Source organism: Tunturiibacter gelidiferens, from assembly GCF_014201335.1.
GTDB lineage: Bacteria > Acidobacteriota > Terriglobia > Terriglobales > Acidobacteriaceae > Edaphobacter > Edaphobacter lichenicola_E.
In genome coordinates this window covers 15,811-35,234 of record NZ_JACHEB010000005.1, presented here as the reverse complement: position 1 = coordinate 35,234, position 19,424 = coordinate 15,811, and the positions used below count along the sequence as shown (strand labels likewise).

At 54.8% G+C, this 19,424-nt stretch carries 17 protein-coding genes and 2 pseudogenes; 9 read left to right on the top strand and 10 right to left on the bottom strand.

Annotated features, from left to right (window positions below):
- Nucleotides 1-153: 153 nt before the first annotated feature.
- The 6 genes and pseudogenes from HDF14_RS11450 to HDF14_RS11420 form a co-directional block, all read right to left on the bottom strand.
- Nucleotides 154-930 (bottom strand): DUF3300 domain-containing protein, encoded by a 777-nt coding sequence (locus HDF14_RS11450; protein WP_183976689.1) that lies wholly within the window; start codon nt 928-930, stop codon nt 154-156.
- An 821-nt stretch (nt 931-1,751) separates the two neighbouring features.
- Nucleotides 1,752-2,694, bottom strand: a pseudogene (locus HDF14_RS11445) (hypothetical protein).
- Nucleotides 2,583-3,350: pseudogene (locus tag HDF14_RS26555) on the bottom strand (hypothetical protein). The pseudogenes HDF14_RS11445 and HDF14_RS26555 overlap by 112 nt, the downstream one beginning before the upstream one ends.
- Complete coding sequence (locus tag HDF14_RS11430; RefSeq protein ID WP_183976681.1) at nt 3,350-3,718, bottom strand: hypothetical protein; 369 nt, start codon at nt 3,716-3,718, stop codon at nt 3,350-3,352. The pseudogene HDF14_RS26555 and the gene HDF14_RS11430 overlap by 1 nt, the downstream one beginning before the upstream one ends.
- A 188-nt stretch (nt 3,719-3,906) precedes the next feature.
- Nucleotides 3,907-4,428, bottom strand: a complete 522-nt coding sequence (locus HDF14_RS27540) for an aminotransferase class I/II-fold pyridoxal phosphate-dependent enzyme (protein WP_406707216.1) — start codon at nt 4,426-4,428, stop codon at nt 3,907-3,909.
- Nucleotides 4,429-4,596: 168 nt separating this feature from the next.
- Nucleotides 4,597-5,385 carry a PLP-dependent aminotransferase family protein gene (locus HDF14_RS11420; protein WP_183976677.1) on the bottom strand — a complete coding sequence of 263 codons (789 nt, stop codon included), beginning with the start codon at nt 5,383-5,385 and terminating at the stop codon, nt 4,597-4,599.
- Between the two features lie 119 nt (nt 5,386-5,504).
- Here HDF14_RS11420 and HDF14_RS11415 point away from each other — a divergent pair, with 119 nt between their 5' ends.
- The 8 genes from HDF14_RS11415 (at nt 5,505) to HDF14_RS11380 (ending at nt 13,436) form a co-directional block, all read left to right on the top strand.
- Nucleotides 5,505-6,101 carry a hypothetical protein gene (locus HDF14_RS11415; RefSeq protein WP_313899547.1) on the top strand — a complete coding sequence of 199 codons (597 nt, stop codon included), beginning with the start codon at nt 5,505-5,507 and terminating at the stop codon, nt 6,099-6,101.
- Nucleotides 6,102-6,138: 37 nt separating this feature from the next.
- Nucleotides 6,139-6,759 carry a hypothetical protein gene (locus HDF14_RS11410; RefSeq protein ID WP_260698203.1) on the top strand — a complete coding sequence of 207 codons (621 nt, stop codon included), beginning with the start codon at nt 6,139-6,141 and terminating at the stop codon, nt 6,757-6,759.
- Nucleotides 6,760-6,978: 219 nt separating this feature from the next.
- Nucleotides 6,979-7,530 carry an RNA polymerase sigma factor gene (locus HDF14_RS11405; protein ID WP_313899546.1) on the top strand — a complete coding sequence of 184 codons (552 nt, stop codon included), beginning with the start codon at nt 6,979-6,981 and terminating at the stop codon, nt 7,528-7,530.
- On the top strand, nt 7,527-8,249 hold the full coding sequence (locus tag HDF14_RS11400) for a hypothetical protein (protein WP_183976673.1): 723 nt from the start codon (nt 7,527-7,529) through the stop codon (nt 8,247-8,249). The genes HDF14_RS11405 and HDF14_RS11400 overlap by 4 nt, the downstream gene beginning before the upstream one ends.
- Nucleotides 8,246-9,193 carry a HEAT repeat domain-containing protein gene (locus HDF14_RS11395; RefSeq protein WP_183976671.1) on the top strand — a complete coding sequence of 316 codons (948 nt, stop codon included), beginning with the start codon at nt 8,246-8,248 and terminating at the stop codon, nt 9,191-9,193. The genes HDF14_RS11400 and HDF14_RS11395 overlap by 4 nt, the downstream gene beginning before the upstream one ends.
- A 307-nt stretch (nt 9,194-9,500) precedes the next feature.
- A complete protein-coding gene (locus tag HDF14_RS11390; RefSeq protein WP_260698202.1) occupies nt 9,501-10,154 on the top strand; it encodes a (2Fe-2S)-binding protein in 654 nt (217 codons plus the stop codon).
- Nucleotides 10,155-10,169: 15 nt separating this feature from the next.
- Nucleotides 10,170-11,174, top strand: a complete 1,005-nt coding sequence (locus tag HDF14_RS11385) for an FAD binding domain-containing protein (RefSeq protein ID WP_183976667.1) — start codon at nt 10,170-10,172, stop codon at nt 11,172-11,174.
- Between the two features lie 9 nt (nt 11,175-11,183).
- The gene (locus HDF14_RS11380; protein WP_183976658.1) at nt 11,184-13,436 is read left to right on the top strand and encodes a xanthine dehydrogenase family protein molybdopterin-binding subunit; all 2,253 of its coding nucleotides are present in this window, start codon (nt 11,184-11,186) and stop codon (nt 13,434-13,436) included.
- A 20-nt stretch (nt 13,437-13,456) separates the two neighbouring features.
- On the opposite strand, the gene HDF14_RS11375 is transcribed toward HDF14_RS11380, so the two are convergent.
- From HDF14_RS11375 to HDF14_RS11365, 3 genes are all read right to left on the bottom strand, one after another.
- Nucleotides 13,457-14,140 carry a VOC family protein gene (locus HDF14_RS11375; protein WP_183976657.1) on the bottom strand — a complete coding sequence of 228 codons (684 nt, stop codon included), beginning with the start codon at nt 14,138-14,140 and terminating at the stop codon, nt 13,457-13,459.
- Between the two features lie 384 nt (nt 14,141-14,524).
- Entirely contained in the window at nt 14,525-17,188 is a 2,664-nt protein-coding gene (locus tag HDF14_RS11370; RefSeq protein WP_183976654.1) for an ABC transporter permease, read from the bottom strand.
- A 17-nt stretch (nt 17,189-17,205) separates the two neighbouring features.
- Nucleotides 17,206-17,535 (bottom strand): PadR family transcriptional regulator, encoded by a 330-nt coding sequence (locus tag HDF14_RS11365; protein WP_183976652.1) that lies wholly within the window; start codon nt 17,533-17,535, stop codon nt 17,206-17,208.
- A gap of 147 nt (nt 17,536-17,682) precedes the next feature.
- Between HDF14_RS11365 and HDF14_RS11360 the strand changes: the two genes are divergently transcribed.
- Nucleotides 17,683-18,498, top strand: a complete 816-nt coding sequence (locus HDF14_RS11360) for a DUF4410 domain-containing protein (RefSeq protein WP_260698201.1) — start codon at nt 17,683-17,685, stop codon at nt 18,496-18,498.
- Between the two features lie 82 nt (nt 18,499-18,580).
- On the opposite strand, the gene HDF14_RS11355 is transcribed toward HDF14_RS11360, so the two are convergent.
- Nucleotides 18,581-19,423: a mechanosensitive ion channel family protein gene (locus tag HDF14_RS11355; RefSeq protein ID WP_183976650.1), complete on the bottom strand. Its 843-nt coding sequence runs from the start codon at nt 19,421-19,423 to the stop codon at nt 18,581-18,583.
- Nucleotide 19,424 lies beyond the last annotated feature (1 nt).

The following is a 19,424-nucleotide window of genomic DNA, read 5'->3' as shown; positions in this document are numbered from 1 at the left end:
GCGAGGCAAACGTTTTGATCGAAGGTTTCTCGGGTTGTTTGTTGTTGTTACACGCTGCGAGCGGAATGAGCGCCAGAAGGAGTAGCCGAGTCGCCAACACAACTCTGAAGTGTTTAACCGACATTCAATCCTCCAGAACTTCGTCTATCACTTTCAACTCCATTGGCTAAGGCTGACCTGACTCGCAGCCGTGTTGTAGTTACCTGCGACCCCTGAAGCCACCGCCCCCGTGGCTTGCAGCGCCACGAGCGCTGGCCCGCCAACCACCTCCGCCGCCGCCAAAACCAGACGATAGCCTAGCGTCGTAACTGGGGCGCCATAGACAACCGTAGGGTTATATTGCGGAACATACACGACCTGCGGATTAGTAGGCTGAATCACAATCACCTGCGGCGATTGTTGCACAACAGTGATCTGAGAGCCCGATCTCAGATTACCGGCCGCTTCTGCTTTAGCCCTCAGGGTCTGGACTGCTGTCATAACATCGGCCGCCTGGCTGTGATAAGCCTCTCCCAATGAAAAGGTCCAAGTGAGGTTCTTCGCCATGTTGTCCATAACCGAAGGAAACTGAGTCAGCGCTTTCACACTGGGATCCCACGGTTGCTTATCAACCGCTTGCATTAAAGAGCTGCCAGTAAGTCTGTTGTTCTGCTGAAGCCAGGAGTTGGCCGCAGCGACCTCGTCGGGAAAGGTGGCTGCTCCAAGAACCTGCGCGACCAGAACATCAGGATAAAGGGCGATGGGTGCTACGAGTTGTTGCAGTTGCTCTGCGGACAAGGGCGCACCTTGTACATCAGATTCGCCGGGTGCTGGTACAGCTGGTGCCGCTGCTGTCGGTTGCTGAGCTGCTGCTTCCCACCGCGCAGCAGCGATGACCATCAGGAGAGACAGCGCGATTGAGAAGAGTTTTTTCAAGAAGTTCCTGATCATTTCTTCTCTACACGCATGAAAAGCCTTCGAAACAGGTCCCGATTACGGCCTATTCTCGCTTGCATGTATCTTTTCAAGAAGAGTTCATGACTGTTCCCCGGAGTGCGGCATATGAACAAGCGATGTTGCAACTTAGGCGGCCGAGATGATAGTCCTGCCCTTGGTTATGGGAGACAAATTTAATAATCACTTCGCCCGGATAGCTACTAAACGCACCGCAGACTTTACCGCAATCTACGTTCCAAAAGCCAGATCAATCTTCCCCTTCTCGGCCACCATCTGCGGAGTGACGTATTGGTCAGCATGCTACCAACCGCGGAAATTGGTTATTTTGAGAAAGTTCGATTCTGGACTTGAGGAGTACTCTGCTCTCGGTGGGAGGCAATTTGCATTTTGTCGTGTCTCTCAGTTGCCAGTCGCAAGTGTTCAGTGCATCCCCCCCAGCGCCAGTTTGTCTGCGATTAGGACCTAAGCTCCTCGCGACAGGTATTCTCGCAGCCATTCTGCCGCGCCTCGTAGGGTTCTATTGGGCTGGCACGCGTTCAAAACGCATCAGCAAATCTTGCTCGGCGTGTTAGGAAATTGCCACCGAATTACGACGCGCGATATCTGAGGGGGGTATTGGGCTTTTGTGCAAACTGCTGAATCTCAGCAAGAATTGCTCGAGGTTTGTTAGCAGTCTCCACAATAAGAGCTCGCAAGATCCATCATCGCCCTGTGAGTCCCCAGTGCCTCGGCCCCTGTGGAACTACCTTCTCCATCAGGCCGTAACTGCGAATAAGTGCCGTCAGTGTCGAGGACCCAGGCTTGCCGCTTATCGCTCAGACAAATGTCAAGGAACTCCCAAAGTCTCCGCTTTGGCTCTTTGCTAGGATCGGCGTCGCCACCTCAATTCGCTTAGAGAGATTGCGAACCATCCAATCTGCAGATCCGATGAGAAAGTCACCTTCAAGGTGATCTTCCTTACCATTGGCAAAATAAGCGATTCGCGAGTGCTCGAGGAAGCGGCCAATGATGGAACGGATACGGATGTTCCGTTTGACCGGGAATGCCGGGGCGCAAGCAGCAGAAGCCTCGGATGATAAGGTCAATCGATACGCCGGCGCGAGAGGCTTCACAGAGCGCTTCGATCAATGCCGGATCTTCAAGCTGGTTCATCTTCGCGACAATTCTGGCCGGACGTCCGGCCAGTTTATGCTCGATCTCACGTTTGATTAGCTCAAGATAACGCGGACGCATAATCGTAGGCGCTACCAAAATTGTAGTGCAGTCCGGCGCGTTTGCGCGGCCGGTCAGATAGTGAAAGAGGTTCACAACGTCGCGAGTGATCAGAGGGTTGCTTGTCAGCAGACCAAGGTCTGTGTACAGGCGCGCTATCTTCACATGGTAGTTGCCGGTCCCGATATGCACATAGCAGCGCAGACCGTCGGCCTCCTTCCGAACAACCAGGGCCGTCTTCGCGTGTGTTTTGAGACCCTTAATGCCGAACGTGACATGGGCTCCTACTCTCTCAAGTTCGGCAGCCCAATGCAGATTTCGCTCTTCGTCGAAGCGAGCTTTTATCTCCATGACGCAGGCGATTTGCTTTCCTTGTTCAGCGGCCCGAACCAACGATTTAACAAAGGGCGTATCGTCACCGATACGATATGCGGTCATCTTGATCGAGATGGTCTGGGGATCGTCAGCGGCAGTGTGTATGAACGCTTCGACGCTGGCGTCAAAGCTCTCGTATGGATGATGCACAAGCACGTCACCGGCTTGAATGGCCGCGAAGATTCCCGCGTCCTGGAAGGCCGGGGGTACGAGAGGCGTCCAAAAGGTTTCACGCAGCTCTGGGAACGGCAAGCCCATGAGCTCAAACAGGCTCCCGTAGTCCAGTCCTCCTGCATATCATAGAGTTCTGAAGGCGCCAGTCCAAAACGCTCGCGCAGCAGCTCCTTGATCGCTGGGTCGGCGCCCCGCCCGAACTCAAGACGGATGACCGGTTCATAACGCCGTTGGCGTATCTGATCCTGAACCAGCCCTCGAATCTCAGCTTCGTAATTGTGCTCCAGTTCCACCTCCGCATCGCGAGTCAACCGCATAAGGGTGACAGATCTGATCGTCATCCCACTGTAAAGCTTATGGAGATTGCCCCGAATGATTTCATGCAGAGGAACAAATACCTTTTGATTTAGTGCGTCATTGCTCTCCAACGGCACCCACTGTTTCAAATTTTCGGGAACTTTGACGCGAGCATACATCGATTCGTTATGTGCTGTGTCGCGCAGATGAAAAATCAGTGACGTCTAAAGATTAGAGAGAAATGGAAACGGATTCACAGGATCCACGACCAGCGGAGTAAGGGCTGGCGACAGCTGCGAGTCAAAGTAGCGCGCGGCTTCGTCCTGCTGTGCCTGCGTAAGTTCGTCCCAATTCATTAGATGAACGCCATGTGCAGCCAAACCGGAATGATCACCTGCCGGTAACACTCTGCCTGGCGCTGAAGCATGGGGGTCAGCCTGTCCCGAAGCTCCCGTGTCAGTGAACGTCTCGCCTCAGTCTCTTCCTCGCGCAGTACGACGGCGCGCTTCATGAAAAACTCATCCAAGTTCGAGGTGAAGATAGCTAAAAACTTAGCGCGCTCCAGCAATGGCGTTCGCTCATCGAGCGCCTCGGCCAGCACTCGTTCGTTGAAATCGAGCCAGCTGACATCGCGGTCGATCCAAACATTCGAGAGCGTGGGGGAAAGCGACTCGTTCAAAACACCATCATCGCCTATAGATGCGAGGGTTGCAGTAGTGCTCATGCTTTTTTCCTCGATTGGCTAACTCGCGAAGGTGCACCCATAATATGCGCAGGACTATGAACAGAGCATTACATCGACGACAACGAGAAGCGCGCAGACATCCTATCAAGGATAGAGAGGCGATTCATCTCAAGATTAAGCGGCTTCCGTTAATCAATGCCTTGATCGAGATCGACCTTGTTTGTGTTTTATGTAGCCAGCTTGTCCAGGCTTGCCCGGAGTTTTTTGACTCCGTCTTGAATCTCCGTTGTATTGGTGCCGCCATAGCCAAGGATCAGTCCGCCTCTCGATTGTTTTCTTAATTGGCACACGGAGAGAGGCATCGCGGAAATGCCATCCCGAGCGGCTTGCCTCGCGACTTGACGATCATCTATACCCGGAGGCAATAACGCGACCAGATGCATACCTGCCTCCGCGCCGATCACTTGAAGCATGCCGCCAGGTTGCGAGTGGATTGCATCGACTAATACACTACGTCTCTCCATGTAGAGAGTGCGCATCCTTCGCAGATGGCGAGCAAAGTGTCCCTCACGGATAAAGTCGGTTAAGACTGCTCGATACAGCGTTGACGAAAATATATCTGCGGCATCTCGAACCGTCGAAAACGCTTGAACCAAGCTCCGGGGCACAACCACATAACCGAGTCGCAAGGCTGGAAACAGGACCTTGCTGAAGGTTCCCAAATAAATGACCGAGGAACTTGTGTCCAGTCCCTGAGGGCTCCGATGGGTCTGCTCTCAAACCGAAACTCGCTGTCGTAATCGTCCTCCATGATCCAGGAACCAGACTTTGCGGCCCACTGGAGGATCTCGACCCGCCGTGAGGCGCTCATTGTGGCTCCTGTTGGGTACTGATGGGATGGCGTGAGATAGGCGCCGTTAGCGGCTGGACAGCGACGAAGGCCCTCCTTGACGAGAATTCCTTCGTGATCTACCGGAATTGCGTACGCCGGCGCTCGAGAAGGCCTGGTGGGCCCCGGAATAGCCCGGGTCTTCCATCCAGATGGGTTCGCCCGGATTGAAGAGAACTTTAGCGCAAAGCTGCAACCCCAGCTGCGAACCAGTCACAACCATGACTTCCGACGGATCGCAACGGACTGCGCGAGCCGCACCCATATATTCTGCAATCGCCTCTCGTAACGGCATATATCCCATCGGGTCGCCGTAGGCCATCAATTGCCTAGAAGGCACGAGTAAGTGCCGAGAAATTAACTTCGACCAGATACGATTTGGAAAATGCTCGAGGGCAGGCAAGCTGGATCGAAAGGGGCCGAGGCTGTCGAGCCAAACCTGTGGCGGAGTCGAAAGTGCTTCCGTCCCGATGCGTGAAATTCTGTTTGCGGACTTAGGCCTCACGTCGGACTTGCGAGCCGCCGCTGTGGGTCTTGTTGCGTGATCCGGAACAGACTTAGAGATTGTGGTTCCGGAACCGACGAGTGTTTGCAGATAACCCTCGGCATGGAGTTGCTCATAGGCATTCAACACCGGCACTCGGGAGATCTTCAACTCAGCAGCAAGCGCGCGAGTCGAGGGTACACGTTGCCCGGGCCGCAGCTGGCCGCTGACAATCGCATCCCGGAACCACTCGAAGAACTGACGGTACATCGGAATCTGTTTCGTGAGGTCCAGCGCAACTGGTGGGAAAAAACTGCTCGGAACCAATTTCATCTTCACTACCCTGCGGAAGTGGTTATATCGAAATCGTTCTGAATGGGTATTGCGTGAGACCACTATACGCCGTTAGGTTGTTTCCGATGGAACAACAGACTGAATCTCGGAGGTAGAGTGTGAAGTCACATCGACGCGGTATCAAGATCTTTATATTTAGCGTGGCCGTCTTGCTTGGGGTTCCTCTCCACGCTTCGAGTCGGGCGGCTTCCGGCAGTGAAAAGCCAGTGGCGCAAAACTCTGTGACGGACGGTCAACACGATTTTGACTTCGAGATTGGCACATGGAAGATTCATCTAAAGAAGCTGGTTCATCCGCTCACAGGTTCGACGACTTGGGTCGAGTTTGACGGCACCTCGGTGACACGTAAAGCCTGGGACGGTCGCGCCGACGTGGAGGAATTCGAAACGGATGGTGCCGCAGGTCACATTGAAGGGATGACTGTGCGCCTCTATAACCCGCAATCTCATCAATGGAGCTTGTATTGGGCCAATGCCAAGGACGGAACTTTCCTTACGCCGTTGATTGGAGGATTCAAGGACGGCCGCGGCGAGTTTTACGACCAGGAACTCTACGAAGGTAAGTCCATCTACAACCGATTCATCTGGTCAGAGATCACTCCGAATTCAGCGCACTTTGAACAGTCATTTTCCACCGATGGCGGAAAAACATGGGAGACGAATTGGATCACTGATCAGACCAGGGCGAAACCATAAAGCTTCTCAGCACATGGATAACAGACTTGGAATCGGGATGGATAAAATGCAGCGATTTCAGCGTGTTTTGAGATGCATCGTTTTATGTGCCGGAATCTCCCTCTCAGCTCCTTCACTTGGGCTGGCACAAACGAACTCCGGCAAATCAGTAATCGACATGCCAACGTCTGCAGGGCAGCGCGGGGGCGAACACGATTTCGACTTTGAGTTCGGTACCTGGAAAACTGAACTAACACGACTCTTACATCCCTTAACGGGTTCGTACACCTGGGTTAGGTACGAGGGTACCAGTGTCGTACGTAAGGTCTCGAATGGAGGCGCCAATATTGTCGAACTCGAAGCCGACGGCTCGGCAGGCCACTTTGAAGGGCTTAGCGTGCGTCTTTATAACCCCCAATCTCACCAGTGGAGTCTCAATTTTGCGAGCAGTCGTGCCGGAACTTTCAGTCAGCCCACAATTGGAGAGTTCAAGAACGGGCGCGGTGAATTCTTCGATCAGGAAACACTGAATGGCCGGGCTATTCTTGTTCGATTTGTCATATCGGACATAACTCCAAATTCATGTCGGTTTGAGCAGGCATTCTCTGACGATGGTGGCAAAACCTGGGAAGTGAACTGGATTGCGAAAGACACGCGGATAAAAGGTGAAGCCGACTGATGGCGTGTTTTTATTGAGGGCGTGCTACTAGCATGCAATTGTATTAGTGCGTGATCGAAGTCTTTAGCATCGATTCGTTAGGCCAGTGGGTTGGTTCGACAACGGCGGAATGGACGCTCGTCCATTTCCGCCGATTATTTTTTCCCGGAACCTAACCAGGGGGGAAACCCGTTGTCTAATCGGCGAATGGATAGAGCAGAGACAGAGGCGATCCGAGAGGTGCTCGGGGGAAATCGAGACGCCTATCGTGTGTTGATGGATCGCCACTTCTCGTCGGTGGCTCGTGTAGCGTTTCGCATCACCGGCAATGAAGAAGATGCGGAAGAAGTAGCGCAGGAAGCGTTTCTGCGCGCTTACAACAAGCTGCCCAGTTTTCGGCAGGACTCTGCTTTTTCGACTTGGATCGTACGAATCACTATGAATACGGCTATCAATCTCGTGGAACGACGCAACCGCGATCTCTCCTATCGGGCGCCGCGAATTGCGGATGAGCCCTCCGCGGCAGAGGGTACGGTGCGTGTAGCAGACGGGCAGGCAGGGCCGGAGGGCGAGCTGCTTGGCAGGGAAGCTGCCTCCCTTCGTGAAACAGCGATGGCCGCGCTCACTCCGATGGAGCGGGCTGCATTCACGATGAGGCACATGGAAGAGGTTCCGATGTCAGAGATTGCGGAGGCACTGAATATCACGGTGAACTCAGCGAAGCAGGCCGTTTTTCGAGCAGTTTCGAAGCTGCGGCGATCCCTCGCGCCTGTTGCAGGAGGTTTGCGATGAAGCATTTTTCAGAAGAGGATTTGATTGCATATCAGTTACATGACAGCTCGAATGAGACTGCAACTCGCCGGCATCTGGAGGAGTGTGTGGAATGCGCCACTGTGTCGGAGTCGATCGCGGAGACGCTGCGTGCGTTTTCCGCCGAACCAGTCCCGAAGCTTGATCTGGAGAGAAACTGGCAGCGGTTGCGTGGAAATCTGAGTGTATTGGGCGACGACCAACCGAAGCGGGTTGGTCTTCGGTGGAAGCTCATATGGCCCGCGATTGGCTTGGCGATGGTAGCGCTCCTCGTGGTGATCTTTATAGCCTTGCATGGGAGCTACACGATGAAGACGCGGCGGAATGTGGCGATCAACGGACACGGACCTCTGACTACGGAGCCCCGCGATCCGGCGATTGCAGATCATCTCGACTCCGCGGAGCGGTTGCTCACTGAGGTGAACAACACTCAGGGGCCGCTGGACGACATTACGCGCGAACAGGCACATCACTTGCTGCTGAAAAACGCGGTGTATGTTCACGCGGCGAGGGAGAGTGGAGATATGGCGCAAGCAGCGGTGTTGGAAAATCTCGGACGTGTGCTGACCACACTGGACAACGAACCGGAAACTCCGCACAGCACGTGGAGGCTGCGTCTGGAGATGAATACAAGCGGATTGTTGTTGGACATCAGAATCCTGCGGCAAAACGACGATGGAAATCAAGGAGCGGCACAATGACGTCTTTTACTCGAATTACACTCTCCTCGGCTCTACTGCTTTTTTCGGTGGGCAGGCCTTCTATTCATGCGCTCACGCCAGAACTCGCTCCTGTACAGTTACAGGACGATGTCGCCTACTCGGCAGGCTCGAAAGCAATGGATGAGCATCGCTGGCAGGATGCTGTCGTCTCTTTCGACAAAGTGATTAACGCGAAAGGAAAGCGCGTCGACGCGGCAGTTTACTGGAAGGCCTATTCGTTGAATAAGCTGGGCAAACCTCAGTTGGCTGCGGCTACGTGCGACCAGCTACACGCGCAGAACCCGAACAGCCAGTGGAATCGAGACTGCTCCGCGTTGACCGTGAATGTACATATCGATACCCAGGCCTTAGCTGAGAGCATGAAAAATGTGAATGTTCAGGTGCGAGCAATGACCGATTCCTCAGTGGAAGATGTGGAGATGTGGGATAACACCAACCCGCCACATGGTTCAGATGAGGATCTGAAGATGTTGGCCTTGAACTCGCTGCTGAATCAGGATCCGGCGCGGGCGATTCCTCTCTTGAGAGGTGTCCTCAATGGGAACGGGTCGCCCGCCATGAAGAAGCATGCGCTGTTTGTGTTGGCACAAAGCAAATCGCCCGACGCTGACGCCATTCTGCATGATGCGGCGATGGGGAAGATGGGACCCGAACTCCAGCGCGAAGCAATTCTGTCGATCGCGGTCTTCGAAGGCAAGCGCTCGAACGATACACTCGTGGAGGTCTATAAAACCACAGGCGACCCAAAGATCAAGAAATCGGTAATCTCCGGATTATTTATTACTCAGGATGCACCGAGAATGGTGGAGTTGGCCCGCAGTGAGAAGGACCTCGAGTTGAAGCGAAGCATCGTGTCCCAGCTCGCTCTGATGAATGATAAGGCCGCAACTGACTATATGATGGAGCTGCTAAGCAAACCGTAGCTTCGTTCCTCACAAATCAACGTCGTAAACCAAATCAGGTTCAGGAGCATATCGATGCGAACCCTCGCGCGCGGGTCTTGCCGCTGACATCCACGCGTCCGCAGTCGCCACACTTTCGGTGCAGCAGCCAGAGATGCTTCACTCCCAAGGAGATGCGGATTGTGTAGTCGGAAATTCTTTCTCTCGCGCATAGCCTTAAAAAATGCAGCGCTCCCTTGGTATTGACATCGATCTACCAAAAACCCCAACCATCGCCGGATGTGGGATAATTTCATGCATCCAGGAGAGCCATGTCGGGAGGTGGAACTTGGCTATTGATGAGAAAGACATAAAAGAACCGACGTCTTCGCTAGGTAAGTTGAGTCGAAGATCATTTCTTTCGCATATAGGAGCGGCGGGAGTTGCCACGGCCGCGACTGGGGTCGCTCCGCTGGCTATCTCTGCGGCGATCACTGAGGCCCAAGAAAGAACAAGCTCTGAAGGCCACGCTATTCCAGGAACGGTGCCTGTGACTTTGAAGGTGAACGGCCACGCATATTCGGTTCAGATCGATCCCCGCGCCACGCTGCTGGACACCTTACGCGAAACGTTGTATCTGACCGGGACGAAAAAAGGTTGTGACCACGGGCAGTGCGGAGCTTGCACGGTGCATATCAATGGCCGGCGCGTGAACAGTTGCCTGACATTTGCAGCAATGCAACAAACCGCTGAAATTACCACAATCGAAGGTCTCGGTCAGCCAGGCCACTTGCATCCGATGCAGGAAGCGTTCGTGGAGCACGATGGCTATCAGTGCGGCTATTGCACCTCCGGACAGATTATGTCTGCCGTAGCCATGGCCGAGGAGCCTTGGGGAGCCGGAGATGGCGATGTAAAGGAGGCTATGAGCGGCAATATCTGCCGCTGCGGGGCATATCCGAATATCGTCGCGGCAGTTCAGGTGGTTCGGCGGATAGGGTAGGACAGGAGACCGACGATGGAACTCTTCGAACTGGTGACGGCACGCACGATCCCAGATGCAGTGAAGGCTCAGGCGAAGTCATCCGCAGCGCAAAATGGCGCGGATGTGCGGTTCATTGCGGGTGGAACCAATCTGATCGACTACATGAAACTGAACGTCGAACGTCCTAAGAAACTGGTGGACATCAATGGTCTGCCACTCGACCGGATCGAGAAGACCGCAGACGGCGGGCTGAAGATTGGAGCTCTCGCGAAGAATGCGGTCGTGGCCCAGGACGCAACGGTGAAGGAACAGTATGCGGTTCTTTCGCAAGCCCTGCTGTCGGGTGCGTCACCCCAGCTGCGTAATATGGCGACCACAGGAGGCAACCTGCTCCAGAAGACGCGCTGCGTGTACTACAGGGATACAGCAACAGGATGCAATAAGCGCGAACCTGGTTCGGGATGTTCTGCTATCGGTGGCTATAACCGAATGCTGGCGATCCTTGGTACGAGCGAGCACTGCATTGCGACAAACCCTTCCGACCAGAACGTCGCTTTGATGGCACTCGACGCCATGGTGCATATTGAGGGGGTAAAGGGCCAGCGGAGCGTACCTATCGAGGAGTTCTACCTAGTGCCCGGATCCACTCCGCAGCTTGAGACCGTTTTGGAGTCGGGTGATTTGATCGCGTACCTCACACTACCGAAGATGCCCGCTGGCGCAAAGAGCGTCTACCTGAAGCTTCGTGACCGTGCCTCCTATGAGTTTGCCTTGGCTTCTGCGGCGATCGTGATGAAGCAGAACGGCGGCAGAATCGATTTCGTTCGCGTCGCGATGGGTGGAGTGGGGACGAAGCCCTGGCGCTCTGTAGAAGCTGAAAAAATGTTACTTGGAAAACCGGCGACTGCCTCTAACTTCGTCGCCGCCGCCGAGGCTGCCCTTCACGGCGCTAAACCTCAAAGCCAGAACGGATTCAAAGTAGAGCTGGCAAAGCGCTGCTTGGTGCACGCGCTGGGCCAGGCAAGTCAAGGCGCCTAAGGAGAGACGATGGATCGGATAACTGAGTCGAAGGTGATCGGTGTTGCGACGCCTCGAATAGATGGTCCACTCAAAGTAAGCGGCTCGGCGATGTACGCCTCAGACCATCACTTCCCTGGCTTGCTTTACGCTTGGCCGGTCTGCGCGACGATTTCGAACGGCACAATCACGCGCCTGGACACAGGTGCAGCGGAGAAGATGCCCGGCGTCGTCGCTGTATACCATCGGGAAAACATCGGAAAGCTTTACCGTGTACCTCCTTCAACCGGGTTCACCATGATCATTGATGAAAAGCGCCCCCCGTTTGAGGACGACTCAATTCGTTATTACGGCCAGTACGTTGCCGTCGTCGTCGCGCAGACAGTCGAACAGGCACGAGCTGCGGCCGAGAGTGTCACGGTGACCTACAACAAAGAGAGGCCGAACACGGGTGCCAAGCTCCTGGGAACCTCACTTACCACAGACAAACCTGAAGAGAAAAGCAAACGCGGAGACACCGCCGTCGCGTTGAGTGCGGCGAAGGTGAAGGTCGATGAGGTGTATACAATTCCGGTGGAGACTCACAACCCGATCGAGTTGCATGCTTCAGTCGCAGTCTACGACGGGCAGAGGTACACGCTGTACGAGACTTCGCAAGCGGTTGTGAATCATCGCGATGTGATGGCGCAGATGCTTGGTGTCCCTCCAGAACAGGTGCGGGTGATTACTCGGTACTTAGGGTCGGGATTTGGGGGCAAGTTGTGGCCGTGGCCACATGGGTTGTTAGCAGCCGCGTGTGCCCGCAACCTTAGGCGCCCAGTCAAGTTAGTGGTAAGCCGGCAGATGATGTTCCAAAGCGTCGGCCACAGGCCTGCAATCGACCAGCGAATTCAACTCGCAGCCGATGCCGACGGTAAACTAACCGCTGTACAACAGGATTACATCAACCATACTTCGATGCTCGATGACTACGACGAAGGTTGTGGCGAAGTCACTCCTTTCATGTACAGCACTTCCAACCTGCTTGTGACCGGAGGCCTCACACGCCGTAACGTCGGCAACCCTACCGCAATGCGTGGTCCCGGCGCAGTGCCGGGATTGTTCGCGTTGGAATCGGCAATGGATGAGTTGGCGATTGCGCTGAAGATGGATCCCGTCCAATTACGATTGAAGAACGAGCCTGCGCTGGATGAGAGCTTGAACATCCCCTTCTCTTCACGGCACATGAAGGAGTGCCTTACCGTCGGGACAGAGAAGTTCGGCTGGTCACCGCGGACTCCACAGGTCGGATCGATGAAGCGCGATGGTCTTACATTGGGCTGGGGTGTCGCAGCATGCTCGTGGCTGGCAGCGCGAATTGAGACGGAGGCGACGGTTGAACTTCTACAGGATGGCTCTGCGCGCGTTGCCTGCGGTACCCAGGACATTGGCGGAGGAACCTATACCGTTATGGCTCAGGTAGTGAGTCACGAGACGGGAATTCCGGTCAACAGAATCGATGTCGTACTCGGCGACTCCTCGCTTCCACCGGGACCGATTTCGGGGGGCTCCTGGGTCACTGCCTCGATGACGCCGGCGGTCCTCGCCGCGGCGCAGAATGCTGGCAAAGCCCTAGTGCTCGCAGCCATCAAATCGAATGGGTCACCATTCCTGGGCAAGAAGCAGGAGGATATCGAACTTGTCGACGGAACTGTCCGCCTGAAGGGGCAAGGAACAGCTGGGGTGCCTATGACAGAGATACTGAGGATAGCCAACGTCAACTCCGTTTCAGGCACAGGCAAGTCTGACGGTACCTTAGGAGCTTCAAAGCCGAAGTTTTCATTTCATTCGTACGGCGCGCAGTTTGCCGAAGTGACTTGGCAGCCCGAGATAGCACGACTTCGTGTCAGCCGCGTCGTTACTGTCATTGATGCTGGTCGCATCCTGAATCCACGGCCAGCGCGCAACCAAATAGAAGGCGCGGTTGTGATGGGCGTCGGCATGGCTATGTTTGAAGAGACGATGTATGACCCGCGCTCGGGCGCGCCTATCAACAACAACCTTGCTGATTACGTTGTAGCCGTAAACGCAGACACGCCGGAGATCGATGTCACCTTTCTCGACTATCCGGACTACGAGCTTAACGCGCTCGGAGCTCGAGGGGTCGGCGAGATAGGTCTTGCTGGAATTGCCGCGGCGATCACGAACGCGGTATACCACGCGACTGGCATTCGCGTACGTGATCTGCCGGTTCGTATCGAGGACTTACTGATTCCAGCAAGCCAAAGCACAGTTGTTAGCTAATCCAGGTAGCAGTGTTCGATTCATTGCGGCAGCTCTTCGCCGGACTGCTCGCACACCATGTACTGGGCGTACCAATCTGGCCAGTTCTCATCGTGCTGCCCGCCGGTGCGCTTTTCGGGCTCGCCGTGGGCCGCTGCAGCACGCCGGAGCGCATTTGCCAGATCGTTGGCCGATGCGAAGCTCGTCGCCGCAGGGTCGATGCGACCGGGCAGTCGCGTCGTGAGCTCCTGAAATAGCCAGCCGTTGCCGTCCGGATCTTGGAACGAGGCAAACGAGCGATAGCTGCGATGCTCGGAATCAGGACCGCTGACCCGCATTCGCCCGAACAGGTAGGGCTCATCCGGGCCAGCGTACACGCCCTCGTTGTGGAACACCTCACTCACTTTGACGCCAAGACCGAGCAACTTGGCGCGGGCAGCCGCGATATCGGAGACAATCAGGTACAGACCCTGGGTGGAGCCCGGTGCCGCCGCGGTGACGTTCTTGCCGAAGATGACCGAGCACTGGGATCCAGGCGGCGTCAACTGAACCACACGGAAGTCATCGGTGGCATAGTCGGCGTCGAGCCGCCACCCGAGCCTCACGTAGAACTCTTTCGCACGATCGACATCCGAAACTGGGATGACGACAATCTCGAACTTCATGTCGACTCTAGCGACGCTCGTCGCGTCGTTACTCTCAACTTCGTTCTTCAAACTTGCCATGTCCTTCCTCCGATGCGCTCACTTCAATTGAGTTCTGTGCGAATGCAGGCATCAACTCGTAGACTACGTGGCCCTAAAAACTTGGCATCCCATCGTCTTTGCGGTCCCGGGAATCTCAACTGGCAATCTGGAGACCTGCTCGTTGACTCATCATGTGCAGGCATCGAACACGCGAGATCGTCTCGTGTGCAAAGACCTACCTGTCTTATCAGTTCACACAGGACGGTCATTTAATCATCACGTCCACTCGGCCTGATGAGCATTGATCAGTCACATGGGAGCATTTCTAGCCGCTGTTCGAACCGATATTAGCAAAGATTATTCGGATTTTGGCGCTTGATCCTGACTTAAACGCCATCTCTTTAGAGGGCAGCAAGATAGCCACTATTCAGTCCGCAGGGCCTGCATCGGTTCGATCCTCGCTGCTCGAAGAGCTGGCAGCGTGCACGCGGCAACAGCAGTAAGGAAGAGGCTGCCAATCATGATCGAGAAGACCAACGGATCGAGCGGGCTTGTTCCGTAGAGGATGGACCGCATCAATGCTCCTGCTATCGCGCCGCCCGCAAGACCAATCAGCGACCCTATTACAACGGGACGCAGTCCGTCGAGCAAAATCAGGCGCAGCACCTCGGATTTTTGAGCACCGAGTGCAATTCGAATGCCGATCTCCGTTACTCGCTGGGCAACAAGGTACGAGAGCACGCCATAGAGGCCAATAGCGGCAAGCAGTAGAGACAGTCCAGCGAAAGCAAGTACAAGTGTCGCGCTGAAGCTTTGGTTCGCGGTGCTGTTGCCGAGAATCTGGTGCATAGTAAAGACTTCATATACGGGAAGCGCCGGATCGAGCGCCGCAACCTGCTTCTGCACCGGGAGTGACAACGCGAGAGGATCGCCTGAAGCGCGAAGTACGATTGTGGCCCCGCTAGTCTGACTGGGAATACCCGAGAGGATGGGAAAGTACATCATTGCCTTACTCGGCTGAGTCACATCGTAAAGCGTGTCTCCGACGACTCCTATGATTTCGAAGTCTTCAGGCTTACTCCCCCATGCGACTTTGAGATGTTTGCCGAGCGGGCTATCACCAGAAAAGAATTGGCTCGCAAGTTGCTTACTGACGATGACGTAGTGGTCCCGCGTGAGACGTTCTTGATCGGTAAAAAAGCGGCCGCTGATAAGCGGGATCTGCAAGGCCGAGAAGTACTCTGGATCTGCTGTGCGATAAATAGCATCGTATTGCAGGTTGAATTTGTCCGATGGACGCTCAGGAATAGTAAAGACGTCGTCGCCATCGTAGCCGCCTCCAGGTGGCGTGGAGACCAAGGCGGCTGCACGGACTCCGGGCAAACTCCGCAACTGCCGCAGCAAAGACTCGTGGAAAGCGGCTACTTTTTCGCGAGTGTCATACTGCTTTTCAGGCAGACCATACTTGATGGTAAGCACGTGATCCGTTACACAGCCGAGATCGGAGGTGCGCAGATGCAGAAAACTCTTGAAGAGCAGGCCAGCAGAAATAAGCAGAGTTACCGTAAGGGCGACCTCTACAGCAAGCAAAATCTTTCGAAGAACAGCGCGCGATGCGCTTCCACCAATGCTTCGTGATGATTCCTGCAATGCGGCCAAAACTCCACTGCCGGTCGCTGAAACCGCGGGCAGTAACCCGGCGAGCAGTGCGGTCAAAAAAACCAGCCCGATCGAGAATGCAAGAACGCTGCCGTCTACTCCAATCGTATTGGCGCGCGGCAAGCCCTGCCAGTGGTTAGCGAACCAGCCGGTCACCAAAACCGAAATCACCAATCCGAGCACTCCTCCCACCGCGCAGATGAGTATGCTTTCGGTCATCTGCTCGCGGATCAGTGTGAGTCGGCTTCCGCCTAGCGCACCGCGTACCGCAACTTCTTTGCGCCGGGCTGCGCTTCGCGCAACTAGTAGATTCGAGACGTTCAGGCACGCGATCAACAGCATGCATCCAACCGCACAAAGCAGAACGATCAACGGTGTCTTTACGTCCTGCACCAGGTCGTCGATCATTGGCCGAAAGACGGCGTCTTCAGCTACCGGCTTCGATGCGTTTGCCTGATACAACTGATACTGCAGCGCGCTCACTTCCTTCGTCGCAACGGCTGCGCTAACACCCGTCCGCAGCCGTGCAACTACATGGCTTTGATGTTGATCATGCGCAGCGTACTCGTCTATGGTGAATGTCTGGGCGTACGGCACCCAGAGCTGAACGCGCGGATCTGGATAGGTAAACCAACGGGGAAGAACGCCGACTACGGTATACGAATTGGTGTCGAGGCGAATCGAATTGCCAAGAATGGAAGCATTACCGTTAAAACGCCTTTGAAAGAGACTCCACGAAAGTAAAACCACGTGATTCGCACCCGGGTGGTCCTCGCCGGATGTAAAAGCCCGGCCAAGAACTGGCTGTACGCCCAGGACCGAAAACAGGTTCCAGGATCCCCCCGCGGCTTGCACTACCTCCGGTAACTCCTCGTGCTCGCCCGTAAGGTTGAAGCCGTAATTACGCCACGCAGCCATGTCCTCAAAACCATGCGTCTGCTCACGCCAGTCGCGAAAATCATGTGGTGAAACGACATTAAAGCCATCACCGCCGATGGCGGTGCGAAAGTGCTCATAAACCATTACGAGTTTGTTGGGCTCACGGAATGGCAACGGCTTAAGCAGCACCGCGCGCGCAATTGTAAAAAGCGAAGTTGTGGCACCGATGCCGAGCGCCATGACGAGGATGGCAATGATCGCGAAACCTGGAGAACGCGCAAGCGTACGTGCGCCGTATCGAATGTCTCGTAAACATATCTCCAGCCAGTTCCAACTCCAAGTGGAACGCGCCTGATCGCGAAGTGAAGTTGGGTTGCCAAATGTGCGGAGAGCTGCGGAGCGCGCCTCATCCATACCCATACCTTTAGATCTGTTTTCGGCAATCTGCTGCTCTAGGTGAAACTGCAGTTCATCGTTCAGTCGCGCTGTTTCGTTGTTACGCCGGAACAGCATCAATACTGCCATGCGGAATTGTTCGAACCAGCGCATCTCAACCTCCCGGGTTGTTAGCCAGCTTCGATGACCAAACTAATGGCGGATGAGAGTCGGTTCCAGCTTTCCTTCTCTCGTTTCAACTGCGCTCGGCCCGCCGCGGTGAGCCCATAGAATTTGGCCTGGCGACCAGTGCCTGTCTCGCCCCACTTGGCACGTATCCACCCTTGCTGCTCTAGCCGGTGAAGTGCCGGATAGAGAGACCCTTGTTGCACCTGCAGGACCTCATTAGAGATCTGCTGAATGCGTTTGGCAATGGCCCAACCGTGCTTCGGCTCGAGCGAGATAGTTTTGAGAATAAGTAGGTCGAGCGTGCCCTGCACAAGATCGTTCGGCTTTCCCATAGTATGACTATCTACACTAGTAGTTGTAGAGAGTCAACAATATCGATACCCATGCGTGAACCGCGTGTGCCCCGGGCCTGGGCGATTTCAAGGGCACACTCGAAATCAACTCATCTCTACCGACGTGCGGATCAGGTTCCAACAGGCATGTTGCTTCTTAATTTCTTTTCTGCCTATAATCCTTACTCTTCGCAATGCAATAAGCGGCCGGGCCCCAGTTTTCCAGAGTACTTCGGAAATACTTTATATAAAGGCGCCATGAAACGATTCCGACTGTCTTTTGCATGCTCATTACTCTTCGTATCGCTCGTCATTGCCGCTCAGGTTGTGCCTGCGCAATCGCCTGTCGCGCCGCAAAAGCCTCCAACCTTCCTTTTCAGGAAAGACATGACGGTATACGTCAGCGACTTTGATCTGGACGCACAGGATGTCCAAGTCGACCAGGGGTCAGGTGTAAGTCATCTGCGTCCCGGCATTTTGGAGAGGCCCGGCAAGAAGGAGAAAAGAGATCCAGAGGCGCAGGCTAAGAAGCTTGTCGATACGATGTCGCAAAGTATCGTCAGTGATCTGCATAAAGCCGGTTACAAAGCCCAACGACTGGGCAATGACGATCCAAAACCTACTTCCGGCGCTTGGTTGCATGGTGTCTTTACCCAGGTTGATGAAGGGAATCGCCGCCAGCGCGCTATCATCGGTTTTGGGGCGGGCGACGTGAAGATGGACCTGTACGTGACTCTATCCAATTTGGCCAGCCCCCAAAAGCCGCTCTATGAGGCTGCCAAAGAGAATACAAGTAAGAACATGCCCGGTGCCGTGATCACCCTGAATCCATACGTTGCCGCAGCAAAATTTGTCGTGGAAAAAAACGCTCCGGAAAAGACAATCAAAAGTACCGCCTCTGAAATTTCAAAGGAGGTCGTGTCGCATCTGCAGCAGCCTGAAGGCACGCCGGCTCTTCCATAGTTGCCGACCCTCAAGCGACAATTCTGCGACGGACTCGTAGATGTTTCCGCCGCGGCGTCAGCTCTCGATTTGCCGCCGGCTGCTACTCCCCGTGATGATGCGCCGTGCCCTCCGTATGCCCAAGAATCCCGTGCGATAGAAACTCCCGCTGGGCGCGACGCAGGATGTCCGTCTTCATAGCCGAGGCAAAGCGGTGATCGTAAACATATGCCTGGATCACCAACAGCGTCATCTTCTGTCGTTTGTTATCTTGATGCAGATCTACTTCAACGTGACGTCCAAGGTATGTGTAGGGGCAACACACCGCAACTTGGCGACACAGCTTCAAAGCCTCATCTACATCGGCACTAGCAGGAAGCGCCACTTCAGCAGAGACCATACACTCAGCCACCCCCACATTGGCGTTGAATATCGGCTTGGTCAGCACGTCCGCGTTTGGGATCGTGACCAGCATTCCCGAGTCCGCTAGTACCTTAGTACTGCGCAGTCCGATCTGCTTCACCTCACCGCACGCCTCTCCGAACTCCACTCGATCGCCCGTCTGAAATGGACGGTCGACAATGACCACAAAGCCTCCTATCAAATTCTTAATCAGGTCCTGCAATCCCAAACCGATCGCTAGAGCTGCAGATCCTAATGCCGCTAGAAATGCGCTCTTCGATGGAGCCAGAATCTCCGCGGAAAGAAGAAGAGCGGCAAACCAGATTGCAACACGCAGAGGCGGTTCCACCTGCCGCAAAAAAAACCTCAGCCTCGGGTTATGCTTTTCGAGTCCATCGAAAAGGCCACGTATCCATTTAGGAAGCACCCATGCCGCGACAACCAGCACGACCACAATAAGAATCTTTACGAGGGATAACTGAGCCAGCACATTTGCCTCTCCCCCCTGAGTCAACGGAAGTATCTTCGGTTCGTTGTTTCGCATG